General features: G+C 39.9%; 10 protein-coding genes and 1 tRNA gene. 5 read left to right on the top strand and 6 right to left on the bottom strand.

What is annotated here, in order from left to right:
- The first annotated feature begins 40 nt into the window (after positions 1–40).
- From CLV51_RS13875 to CLV51_RS13885, 3 genes are all read left to right on the top strand, one after another.
- On the top strand, positions 41–2,821 hold the full coding sequence (locus CLV51_RS13875) for an outer membrane beta-barrel protein (protein WP_106528616.1): 2,781 nt from the start codon (positions 41–43) through the stop codon (positions 2,819–2,821).
- A 9-nt stretch (positions 2,822–2,830) separates the two neighbouring features.
- Positions 2,831–3,604, top strand: a complete 774-nt coding sequence (locus tag CLV51_RS13880) for a GLPGLI family protein (protein ID WP_106528617.1) — start codon at positions 2,831–2,833, stop codon at positions 3,602–3,604.
- A gap of 671 nt (positions 3,605–4,275) precedes the next feature.
- Positions 4,276–4,809, top strand: a complete 534-nt coding sequence (locus CLV51_RS13885) for a hypothetical protein (protein WP_106528618.1) — start codon at positions 4,276–4,278, stop codon at positions 4,807–4,809.
- Positions 4,810–4,872: 63 nt separating this feature from the next.
- Here the strand turns inward: CLV51_RS13885 and CLV51_RS13890 are convergent, their stop codons facing one another.
- Positions 4,873–5,310 (bottom strand): acyl-CoA thioesterase, encoded by a 438-nt coding sequence (locus CLV51_RS13890; RefSeq protein WP_106528619.1) that lies wholly within the window; start codon positions 5,308–5,310, stop codon positions 4,873–4,875.
- 479 nt (positions 5,311–5,789) lie between these two features.
- Between CLV51_RS13890 and CLV51_RS13895 the strand changes: the two genes are divergently transcribed.
- Positions 5,790–5,874: transfer RNA gene (locus CLV51_RS13895), tRNA-Ser, on the top strand.
- Between the two features lie 154 nt (positions 5,875–6,028).
- On the opposite strand, the gene CLV51_RS13900 is transcribed toward CLV51_RS13895, so the two are convergent.
- From CLV51_RS13900 to CLV51_RS13920, 5 genes are all read right to left on the bottom strand, one after another.
- Positions 6,029–6,781, bottom strand: coding sequence for an SDR family oxidoreductase (locus CLV51_RS13900; RefSeq protein ID WP_211301991.1), 753 nt, complete (start codon positions 6,779–6,781; stop codon positions 6,029–6,031).
- A 6-nt stretch (positions 6,782–6,787) separates the two neighbouring features.
- A complete protein-coding gene (locus CLV51_RS13905; protein ID WP_106528621.1) occupies positions 6,788–7,660 on the bottom strand; it encodes a pirin family protein in 873 nt (290 codons plus the stop codon).
- Positions 7,661–7,794: 134 nt separating this feature from the next.
- Entirely contained in the window at positions 7,795–9,528 is a 1,734-nt protein-coding gene (locus CLV51_RS13910) for an amidohydrolase (protein WP_211301992.1), read from the bottom strand.
- Positions 9,529–9,713: 185 nt separating this feature from the next.
- Positions 9,714–10,151 carry a nuclear transport factor 2 family protein gene (locus tag CLV51_RS13915; RefSeq protein ID WP_106528623.1) on the bottom strand — a complete coding sequence of 146 codons (438 nt, stop codon included), beginning with the start codon at positions 10,149–10,151 and terminating at the stop codon, positions 9,714–9,716.
- Positions 10,152–10,291: 140 nt separating this feature from the next.
- Positions 10,292–10,873 (bottom strand): Crp/Fnr family transcriptional regulator, encoded by a 582-nt coding sequence (locus CLV51_RS13920; RefSeq protein WP_106528624.1) that lies wholly within the window; start codon positions 10,871–10,873, stop codon positions 10,292–10,294.
- A gap of 567 nt (positions 10,874–11,440) precedes the next feature.
- Here CLV51_RS13920 and CLV51_RS13930 point away from each other — a divergent pair.
- Positions 11,441–11,860 (top strand): dihydrofolate reductase family protein, encoded by a 420-nt coding sequence (locus CLV51_RS13930; RefSeq protein WP_245898722.1) that lies wholly within the window; start codon positions 11,441–11,443, stop codon positions 11,858–11,860.
- The last annotated feature ends 620 nt before the right edge of the window (positions 11,861–12,480 follow it).

Raw genomic sequence — 12,480 nt, forward strand, 5'->3', positions numbered from 1 at the left:
ACTGTTGCATCTGTAAAAAAATCACCTGTAGATTTCCGCAATGAAAAAAATATTTACGCTCATTATTTGTTTAGCCGTCGTGAGCCTGTGTTATGCCCAACGGGCTGCTGTAAAAGGAAATGTGCTGGACACACTTAACCACGTTAAACTCTCCCATTCCGTTATTGCCCTGCTCCATGCAAAAGATTCTGTGCTATATAAATTTGCACGTACAGATGAAGCCGGACGATTTGAACTGAATAATCTCCCTGCCGGCAAGTACGTGCTGCTGATTAGCTACCCTGCCTTTGCGGATTACGTAGAGACATTGACGTTAGCTGATACCTCAGTGGTTAATTTGAATAAGATTATGCTTACGCAGCGGTCGAGGCTCCTGCAGGAGGTAGTGATACAACAAAAAGTGGCCGCCATTAAAATGAAAGGGGATACAACAGAGTTTAATGCAGACAGCTATAAAACACAGGCCAATGCTTCTGTGGAAGAGCTGCTTAAAAAGCTTCCCGGTATCCAGGTAGATAATAAAGGACAGATAACGGCCCAGGGTGAAAAAGTTAAAAAGGTATTGGTAGACGGAGAAGAATTTTTTGGAGATGACCCTACACTGGTAACGCAAAACCTGCGGGCAGACATGGTAGATAAGGTGCAGTTGTACGACAAAAAAAGTGATCAGGCTAACTTCACCGGTGTTGATGATGGGGAAAAAGCTAAAACGATAAATCTGAAATTAAAAGATGGCAAAAAGAACGGATACTTCGGTAAAGTGAATGTGGGTGCAGGCCCGGACGGCTTTCATGATAACAATGCGATGCTGAATATATTTAAGAATAAAATGAAATTTGCTGCTTTCGGTATTTTATCTAATACCGGTAAAACTGGTCTTAATTGGGGGGAGCGGGAGAAGTTCGGGCAAAGTATTGCAGATAATGCCACTTCGGATGGCAGTGGTAATTTTTATATAAGTGGAGGAGGAGGGGATGACCTGGAAGGTTGGGATGGAAAGTATAGCGGACAGGGTTATCCGCTGGTACAAACCGGAGGTTTGCATTTTAATAATAAATGGAACCAGGATAAGGAGAAAGCTAATATCAACTATAAAGTAATGCAGATGTATGTAGATGGTAACAGTACTACCTCCACTCAGTATCTGCTGCCGGATACGCTGTATTATAGCAGGTCTCAGGAAAAATTCAATAACAGCATCCTGCGCAACCGCGTCAATGGAAACTATGAGATAGAGATCGATTCTTCTTCTTCTATAAAACTCTCTGTAGATGGCGGGCTGGATCATAAAATTACTAATAGTTTGCACAGCACGGAATTTCTGGCAGAAGACAGTGCCCTTGTGAACCGCAATCAGCGTAAGTTATCCGCCATTGCCGATATCGGTAGCTTAAACAGCAATCTGTTATGGAGGAAAAAGCTGAAGAAGAAAGGACGTACCATCTCACTCAATATTTTTGAAAACTATAGCAGCACTAAAGGCAATGGATTCCTGGATGCCACTACAGAATTCTTTAAAAAAGGAGTGGTGGATTCACTTCAAAAAATAGATCAATATAAAACCACCAATAATGAAAATATAAACGTGAATGCCAATTTTACATATACAGAACCATTATCAGTGGCATCTTCACTGGTATTTAACTATGGTATTGATATCAGTAACAGTCATTCCAATAAAAATTCTTATAATAAAGATAGTGGTGGTAAATACGGTATACCAGATTCCTTATACAGCAATGATTACGCGTTTAATATGCTGGCACATAAAGGAGGTATCGCTTATGCCTATACGAATAAGAAAGTGCGCATTAACCTGGGTAGCAATGTAGGTTTCAATGCTTATCATCAGCAGGATATGTATAGAGATATAGTGCAGGAAAGGAACTTTGTTAACTGGTATCCAAAGGCCAATTTCCGGTACTCTTTTTCTCAGCAGCGTTCGATCGCTTTTAATTACCAGGGCAATACACAGCAACCGGGTATTAACCAGTTGCAACCAATACGTACAAATGAAGATCCGTTGAATATTTATATAGGAAATCCTTTTCTGAAGCCGGCTTTCAACAATCGATTTACGCTTTCTTATAATGATTATAAAATAATGACTGAGCGGGGCATGTGGTTCTGGCTGAGTTATAATACCACCAGCAATAGTTTCAGTGATCGCAGTACGATAGATGCCAGCGGTAAAAGGACCAGTCAGACGGTGAATGTGGATGGTACTAAAAGCGTGCAGCTGAATTTTGATATGGACTGGAAGGTTAAACCACTGGACATGAGGGTTGGGTATAGTTTGGATGGCAGCTACAACAGGAATGTAAACTATGTCAACGCTTTACTGAATGTTACCAACAATACCAATACAACCGCAGGTATTAACATGAGAAAATCAAAAGAAAAGAAATATGAGGTGAGTTTACGTGCGGACGCTACTTATACCAATAGTGTTTCCTCTGTACAGAAACAGATCAGCACTAATTACTGGGTGTATCAACTAACCAATGAATTTGATTTGTACTTACCCCTGAAGTTCCAGCTGCATTCTGATTTTACCTATAATATCCGGCAAAAGACAGAAGTGTTTACTGCTAATAATAACGTGGCTTTATGGAATGCATACCTGGGTAAAAAATTTGGTAAGAAAGACGCGGTGCAGGTTAATTTCTCTGTAAATGATATCCTCAAACAAAACATAGGTTTCAGCAGGTCTGTAAACAGCAGTAATATTACGCAGAACACTTACAGCACTATTGGCCGGTATGCGTTGTTATCGTTTATATGGAATTTTAATAAAGCAGGAGGAGCCGTAGCCAAATAATCATTAACCATGAAACAGTATTTTATGAAATCATTGATAGCGCTGATAGGTGTGTGCCTGGTTTTAGTGACCGGAACAGCCAGCGCGCAGCAGGCAAGCTTCCTGGAGCATGGAAGGATAGAATTTGAGAAAAAACGGAATATGCACGCCATGCTGGATGAGATGTTTAAAGGCTCGGAGAATAGCTCGTGGCTGGAATTATCCAAGAAAGAAATGCCTAAATTTACTACCACTTATTTTGATCTGTATTTTGCTCCCCAATCTACGCTATATAAGCCGGGCAGAGAGAACCCGGATAATATCAGGATGCGGGAATCTCCTGCAGATGCAAATGTGATATATACTTCCCTGCCCACACAGGAAACGGTGGCACAGAAAAAAGTGTTTGAGCAACTATTCCTCGTAAAGGATTCCCTCCGTCAGATTAAATGGAAAATTACGGATGAAACCCGCAAGATTGCCGGATTTGACTGCCGCCGTGCCAATGCCATTATCATGGATTCTATTTATGTAGTAGCCTATTATACGGATGCCATCATTACGCCTGGTGGCCCGGAATCCTTTACCGGGTTACCGGGAATGATCCTGGGGTTGGCCATGCCACATGAGCATGTAACCTGGTTTGCCACCAAAGTACTGATAGATGATATTAAAGAAGAAACACTGAAACCAGCTACCAAAGGGAAAAAAGTGAATTCGGCTGAATTAAAGGAAATAGTTTCCAAATCATTAAAAGACTGGGGCAATTACGGTAAGGTGTATATTAAAGACATTATGCTTTGATTTCAGGTGGATGTTGGCACAGGCCGGTGTGAATCGGAGGCTGATCACCCATCATTGAACTAATACCACCACATTTCTTAAAGTGAATAACCCCGGCATAAACGTGCCGGGGTTATTTTTTTAGAGATACTTATCTTCTAAGCTAATAATATGCTTCCACTGCAACTATTTCACAGGCAAGGTTGTTTATCTATTAGTACTATCCCCGGTATAACAATTTACCATTATCATTTGCAGTGTACATACAAGGCAATCGAATGACGCGATTGCCATGTATCTATTCATCTTTCAATGTTTTCAAACGAGAAAGCAAAAGCATATGAGGTTATACCAGAGATTGCTATTGAAAACCTGCCAGTTTATTTCCTTGCGTGCAACAGCAAGAGAAGAAGAACTTTATAATATCTCCACCCTACAGGGTAAAACAGCAATGTATCTCCTCCAGCCACTGACTTTCATTTCTACATATAAAAGCTGCCATTACAGTTACAACATAGTTACACGAGAAAGAGATCTTAATCGCCGGAGCGCAAATGCATGGAGCTACAATTTCAGCAGCATGAGCAGGAAACACAATACACCAAAACTTTCGGTCATCTTTTCAGCGACCCCAGGGGGACAAGCGCAGGCGGTGGGTTTCATAGGAGCCAATCACTATAAAATTTCAACACATGAAAAAATTGTTTTGTTTGTTGATGATCCTGAGCGCCGCTTGCCGGCTGACCGCTCAAACAACGCCCACAACGGCTGTTATATTCAATGATGAGGATCTTGTGACGCAGATTTTCGGGAAAAATAAAGAGTCCCTCCTGAATGAGTTTCTAAAAATATCGCCGGTAGAAGAGAGCGCATTTCAATCAGCATTTCTGGAATATGAAACAGAGAAAAGCCCCTGGCTGTCTGAGCGTATCGCTTTGTTAAAGATGTATAATGAAGAATTTTCTTCGCTTGATGAAAGAAAAATGAATTCGCTGACAAAAGAAATCATTAACAATGATCTTGAATTTGGCCGTTTGCAGATGCGTTATTTTCGTCGCATGAACAAGTTGCTGGGTGCTACGAGAGCCGCTAAGTTCTTTCAGTTGGATAATTACCTGGAGCAATCTACCCGTGAATTTATACAGAACCAGTTACCCTTTATAAAGGAACTTGAATCAGACAGGCAGGTATATAATCATGATACCAAGCCATTAAGCAGCAGGTAAAAATATGCAAATGGTGGGAAAACCATCGGTCTTCCCACCATTTGTGTATTTTTATCGTTGGGATTATAAAGTTTCTTCTACAAAATCCTCACTACGGGGGATGGCTTTGAACTTTTCCAGTAATTCTGCCGGAAGCCCCGTCAGCTTACGTTTTTGTGTGTCTATCCATGCACCGTCCACTAATACTGTAGCGGATTTAGTGCCATCTCCACGGAAAATCTCATGTTTAATAGACCAGCGGGAGGCGTCACTTTTGCATTTCGTCATTTCACAGCTTACGCGCACTTTATCATTGGGATTGATTTCCCGGTGATAGAATAGTTCCTCGCGGAAGAGAATAGGGCCTAATTTAAGCTGAATAAACTGCGAGGCATCCAGTCCTACCTGTTCCAATAAACTTAAGCGTGCCTGTGCGGCAAAATCAGCATAAGCAGAGTGCCGCAGGTGCATGTTAGCATCAATTTGTGACCAAAGCACAGGTCCTTCAAAGAATATGTTCATAATTAAATTTACGAAAAAGGGTGTTTGTGGAATAATTTTTCACAACTATTATATATAATAAATATATAATTCATTCCGACTGCATACGCTGGTCTGCAATTTTAGGTCTGCATAAAAGTTGTTTCCTGCTTTGAATAAAAAAATGGAATCGTTTCTATCAATATCGTATATACTTCTCCGTTATCCCGCCCCACACAAAGGCAGGTATGCAATTTGCAGACTACACTGAAGAAAAAGCCGGTGTTGCTTAGCCAGGGTAAAGCGATACAGATAAGTAGCATATTAGGATAGAAATAAAAAATTGCAGATAAGAGAAGCTTGTAAAGTAATGCTGATGGATGTAAACAGCGACAGGAGCGGCTTTACAAGCAGGACTACTATAAATTATTAGCAGGAGCCAGTGTCTTAACGAAATTTTTTTACAAAAAAAAGTAAAACAAATTTTTTTAAAATGAATTCCTTTTATACTTTCGCAGCCTGGAGAGTTGGCAGAGCGGTCGATTGCGGCAGTCTTGAAAACTGTTGACTGTAACAGGTCCCGGGGTTCGAATCCCTGACTCTCCGCAAAGAGCGATACAAAATTCAATATTGGATTTTGTGTCGCTTTTTCGTTTCCCCATAAATACTTAACTGACGGGAGATTAACTCAAGAATGAAATTGGTTTTCACGGGTCGATGTGTACCATTTTTGCGATCATATAAAACCCCTTCAGGAAAGTTATATTCTACCACCTCCATTTGCAATTATTTGTTGTCCATTTATCCAGGCACCTTCAGGGCCGGCTAAGAATGCAACAACGCCTGCTATGTCTTTAGGCTCTCCCATTCTTCCTAAGTTCATATTTTGGCTGATTCTTTCCATTTCTTCCTTTGAAATCTCCTTTTGTAATAGAGCTGTCGTTGTTGGTCCTGGAAAAACGCTATTGACTGATATTTGACGATGCCCAAGTTCTTGTGCCAGGATTTCGGTAATTACTTTACCTGCGGCTTTACTTGGTGCATAAATTCCAAGCCCTGCTGCCGGATAAAGTGAGCTCGTTGAAGATATTTGAATAATGCGTCCACCATCCCTAACGTGTTTGGCTGCTTGTTGCAACACAAAATATGTTCCTTTATAATTTACAGCATTGATGCGGTCGAAGTCTGCTTCTGTAACATCAATAATGGGAATACCCATTACGGCAATTCCCGCATTGGCCACTACAATATCAATTCCGCCAAATTTTGCACTTACGGCATTAAAAAGGTTACCAATTTCTGCCACTACGCTCACATCCGCGGGAAAGACTGATGCAGTACCGCCAGCATTTTTGATTTCATTTACTACTTCATCAGCTTCTTTCGGATTGCCTACATAGTTAACGGCTACTGCAATTCCGTCTTTTGCCAAACGAATGGCAATAGCACGACCAATCCCTGTTGCTGCACCAGTTACCAGTGCTACTTTATTTATTGCTTTTTCCATCATCATTTGTTTTTAAATTTTAGTAGCCAGATTTATTTTTCCATATTTTCCAGCATAAAAATCACGGTAAGCATCTATAATTTCTGCCTGGTTGTTCATCACAAAAGGCCCTTCTGCTACAACAGGTTCTGTATATTCTTCGCCACCAAACAGCATCATGTCAATAGCATTTTCGGAAGTATTTTTTATTTCAATTTCACCTGCATTGCTATCAAACCCCACAAATTCGTTCTTTTGAAATGTTGTTTCATTTAGCATCACATTGTCTGTGATTAAGAAAGCGGCTACTTCAAGTTTATTTTCAATTTGTATTAAAAATTGTTTGCCAGCTTCCAAATGTATTTGATACAAAAACTGCCGGGAGTAATTCGGAATTTTTGAACTTAATTCTTCATAATTGCCAACAATAACTTTGAGCCAGCCGCTTTTATCTGGCAAATTTTTTTGAGGTATTTTATTGGCTTGAACAGGGATGTATGCAGGTTTTTCAGCCTTATTTTTTGCTGGTAGATTTATCCAAAACTGAAAACCGTGAATGTATTTACTATCGGTTTGGCTATCGCAATTAAAATTTTCATCGTGAACAATTCCATCGCCGGCTTTCATCCACTGTGCACCTCCTGAATAAATTTTACCGCTATTACCAGCACTATCAACATGTTCCACTTCGCCTTGCAGTATATAAGTTAATGTAGCGATGCCCCTGTGTGGGTGTGCACCCATTCCATTTTTGGTAATCGTTTTTTTAATAGCAGGAGCCACATAATCAAGAAATACAAATGGACCAACTTTATTGGCATACCGGTTGGGTAACATTCGTTGCATGGTTAACGGACCTAAATCAGCCCTGTTTCCTTTTGTAGAAAAACTTATTTGCTTTTTCATTCCTTCATTATTGAATGATTTAAAATTGCACCCATTCCCTGACGATAAGAAACGATATAAAAAGCCGCCGACATTTGCCAATGGCTTTTTATAAGTTGTTGCTTAATTCAATTTTTGTATCCTGTTATTAAACGTCAATTCTCTCTGTAGTAACCCCCGAAGTACTTTACAGGAGACCACGAAGGAATGGTTTCAGGTAATTTTGGAGACAAGTTGCCGAATTCCTGCGTACCAAATACAACTCTGCCATCAACGATTGTTAATACGGAAGAAATGGATTTTATTTCATTGTCGGGTACGGCAAAGAAATCCTTGTTTAGTAAAGCAAAATCTGCCAGATACCCCGGAGCAATCCTGCCATTCTCATCTTCCTGATGCTCGAACCATGCGGGACCGATAGTAAATAGTTTAAGCGCTTCATCACGGATCAAACGGTTATTTTTTGCGAGTATTTCAGATCCCGATACAGACTTCCCTGTAATCATCCAGCTAATGCTTGTCCAGGGGTTGAATGAGGAGGCTCTGAATGCGTCTGTTGTCATTGCCAGAGGAATATCACTATCTACCAGCAGTCGCAATCGTGGTGTTTGCAATGCTTTTTCCCGGCTATATGTCTTTATAAAACCATCGCCATGCAAGGCCATTTTGCCGTCCAGCGCTATACCACCGCCTAGCTTTTTTACCCTGGCAATATTTTCCGGCGTTATCGTTTCAGCATGTTCTATACTCCAGCGCAACCCATCTAAAGGTATCTTTTGGTTTACCTCTTCCAAAGCATCCAGAAAAGGTGTGATATTTTCATTATAACTGATATGCATGCGGAAGGGTATTCTTTTCTTCACCAGTTTGGTAACGTCTTCTTTTATATACAGACGCATAGAGTCTTTATTGACGATGATAGCCGGCTTATCGAAGTTTTCATGGTCGTGCAGCACCAACCGCAGCATTTCACCTGTACCTTCATACTCGTGACCATGTGCCATTGTTGGATCAACATTTTCTCTCGGGCTTATGGGGGATCTTTTTGTTATAGCGTTGATCTCTGCATCTACCATAGTTGGGGCGCTAACATCGCCAAATTGAATATCGATAAAGGGAAATCGTATGTTCAGCCGATTTTCCTTTGCCAAAAAGTCTATGGGAGCGTGCCCCTGGGCATATCCGCTGGCGGCCGCAGCGTCAAGAGCTGTAGTGATGCCGAAACGATTTAGTTCGTGAACTACATTTGTTATTGAACTCACCTGCTCTTCAAAGGAAGCCTGAGGCACCAGGTATTCCAGCGAGATAAAGGTGAACGTATAGCTATGCACGATACCTGTGTAATGTCCTTCTTTATCTTTTTCAAATTCGGTACCAGGCATACCTGGAAACTGGTCGGTTCCCACACCGAATGCTTTCATTGCCAACTCATTCAAAAAAGCCTGGTTGTAGGCGTATTGAACGATCAGAGGTCTATCAGGAACTGCTTTCTTAAGCTCGTCCATGGTTGGGAGCCTGTTTTCTTTAAACTGGTAAGGCGACCAACCACCAATTACCTTGACCCATTGGCCTTCCGGAGTTCGTTTCGCCTGCTCGCTCAGCATCTCCAATGCCCGCTGCAGTGTGGGTACACCCTCCCATCTGACATTATAATTGAAACTTCTTTCGCTTAGGATATGAGTGTGTGCATCATTTAATCCGGGGATTAGGCGCCTTCCGTTTGCATCAATCAGCTTTGTATTGTTGTCCTTCAGACTAAGTATCTCGGCGTCTATACCCACCGCATAGATCCTTCCTCTTTTTACTGCGAGCGCTGAAGCTTGCGGTTGTGATTGACTCTGGGTAGTAATTTTTGCATTATATACAATAAGATCTGCACCGACAAACACTTCGTTAGACTGCGCTTTCAGGGCAATTGCAAACAAAATTGCCGTAAGTAATGTGAATATCTTTTTCATGATTTTTTAAATTAATAATGATACAGTAATTAGAATTTTGTCACGTTAAAATTATTTTTCAAAGATCGCTCGCAAAAGACAGGTATGACACACATTTGAGAATGCCGTTGTAAGTACTATGCAACAGCAAAACTTCCACCACTCATAGCCTTCGTAAAAGCCTGTGGATTCCAATATTCACGATAGTTTACAATAAGACCGTCACGGAAAGTGACAAAAGTAGCGTAGCTCATTTCATAAGGATTACCATTTCCAATTACAACGCCTGAAACACTCCATTCTGCAATGGCTACATTTTCGTCATCAGTCGGGTAAATTTTTAAAGCAGGAATAGATTTTACATCTATATAGCTTGGGTAATCTTTCAAATAAGCATAAAGTGCGTCACGACCTTCAAATCTTGCTGGTGTACCCTCGGGTGCAGAAGGAAATTCAGCCACGACATCATCAGCACAAAGCGCTGACCAACCTTTCATGTCTTGGGCGAGAAATGTGTCTAAACTTTTGCGGAGGAGTTGAGTAGCTGGTATGTTTTTTAAATTTGTATTGCTCATTTCTTTGAATTTTTTAATGTTATTTCTTGGTTTAACAATGTAAAATTACATCGTATGCAACTCATGCAACGACGAGAAATGATAAAAAAAAGCGTTGATATTTATCAACGCTTTTTGTACAGAGAAAGACGTGTGGTGAATTACTTCATTGCCTGTTTTTTGATTCTGCTTAAAGTTTCCTTGGTAATACCCAAATAAGAAGCAATAATGTGTTGTGGAAATCGCTGGATAAATTGTGGGTGGTTTTCGACAAATTCTCCATAATTTTTTTCAGCGGTATTACTAATAGTAGCGTTTAGCCTACGTTGGTTAGCAATGGCATTTCTTTCATCCATTATTCGTATCATTTCAACCAGGGCGGGTATTTTTCCCATCAAATCCAACATTTCTGCTCTTGTAATAATGAGGAGCTCTGTATCTTCCCAGGCATCAATATTATATTTAGAAGGGGTCAGCATAATAGAACTTTCGCGGTCAGCTGCCCAATAATTTTCAATATATAGATGTACGATGTGTTCTACGCCTTTCTCATCTACGCTGTATTGCCGCATAGCGCCTTTTACAATAAAACCAACGTATTTACATACAGCACCTTCTTGCAGAAAGTATTGTTTCTTTCTCAGTTTTTTGGGTTGAAAGGCGGCTTTAATTAAGACTTCTTCTTCGCTTGTAAGTGGCGATGATATATGCTGGTTGATATAAGCAAGAAGATTATTGTGCATGGGGTGTTGAAGATTAATTAAATCAATACAAATATATAAAGAATATTACATAATGTTGGATATTGGAGAATGAACCCGAAAAGAGAATACATAATATCTTAAATTTAGACAGGGGAGAATAGCCGGAAAGAAATTGTTGTAGCAAATGAAAAATAGATAATATTGGGATATTTTTCTCCTGAAAATAGATTTATGAGGAAATAGGATTTTTATCGTTTGGGCATTGGTCTAACCATCCTGCCTATAAGACCCGTACAACTAGTGACACATTGCTTCAGTCTATTGATCTGGCTGTCGCTGCCGAAGAAATTGGTTTAGATGGCGCCTATTGGATTTTGTGTCGCTTTTTTATTTTTAATGCGGTGTTGTTCAGCTTGTGGCCAACACGACTGCAAGAGAATCCATATAATCGCGCCAATGAATAATCTTCCGATCTTTAATTGTTATTATCGAGCAAAATCTATTGTCATATAACTTGTTGGTTGTATGAACCACACCGTGAACCTCATATTCTAAAATTATAACTCCGGGCTTAGTGGATTTGTGAATGATAAGATTATCAGCCGAATGAAGTATCATACTGTATCCTCCAAACCATTCCATATACTTTTTACGGCCATCGATTTTATTTGTAAAAATGATGTCACAAAATACGTCATGTCCATGACCATGAAAAAGTCAGATTGGGAAAACACAGTGTTCCTTACAAGCGTGGCAGATATCGAAAAGCTCAAAAATTCAAAAGGTTCTGACCTCAAAGTTTGGGGCAGTGGCAAGCTCGTTCAGCTACTATTGAAGCATGATTTAGTGGACGAACTCTGGCTCAAAATTCACCCGTTGACTCTTGGCAAAGGAAAAAAGTTGTTTGACAATGACACGATTCCGGCAGCATTTACATTAACAGAGAGTGTTGTTACATCAAGTGGAGTAATTATTGCCAATTACAAGCGGGCTGGAAAAGTTAAGACAGGTACTATTGGAGCTTAAGGAGAAATAAATTGAGGCTTGCAATAACTTCGCAACAAAAAGCATGACCCACGGTCTGATATAATGCCTGGCTCCAATAGCTTAGATGTGCTTTATCAGTTGGGATTTTATAGCCCTTACTGTCTTTATAGCTAAATGCACTCTTTATCTGTGCAAAAGCGCCATAATTCAGGGCAAGGCTATCTTTTACAAATTCAATGTAGCAATCATTCCCTTGGTCATTTCTCTTAAAAAAGGTTAAAAAAAGATTGAATGATTATTCTGTATGACCCCTTGGATATATCGAACCCCTAAAAGCTCCGTCAGCGTATTCCGCTACCAATTACCCGTCCTTTTGATGCACCAAGGGTTGTTTGTTAATGAAATTCAGTTAATGTTTGCTATGCAATTTTTAAATTGAGAATTTATAATTTCATTAAGGTTTAAACCTTGGTAGTTTTTAATCTCATTGCAACAATATCCTTGAAGATACTTATGAAAAAATTCTTTTTTCTTTTTGTATTCCTTGTAGCAATTATTTATGCTTGTAGTAAAAAGGAATCAACTATTAAAACACCGCTGAAGGTACTATTGCATGGACTAGTTTAAGCAAGGCAGAACAAGATAATATAAATTTAATA

The sequence above is a fragment of the Chitinophaga niastensis genome (genome assembly GCF_003014755.1).
In the GTDB taxonomy this organism is placed as follows: domain Bacteria; phylum Bacteroidota; class Bacteroidia; order Chitinophagales; family Chitinophagaceae; genus Chitinophaga; species Chitinophaga niastensis.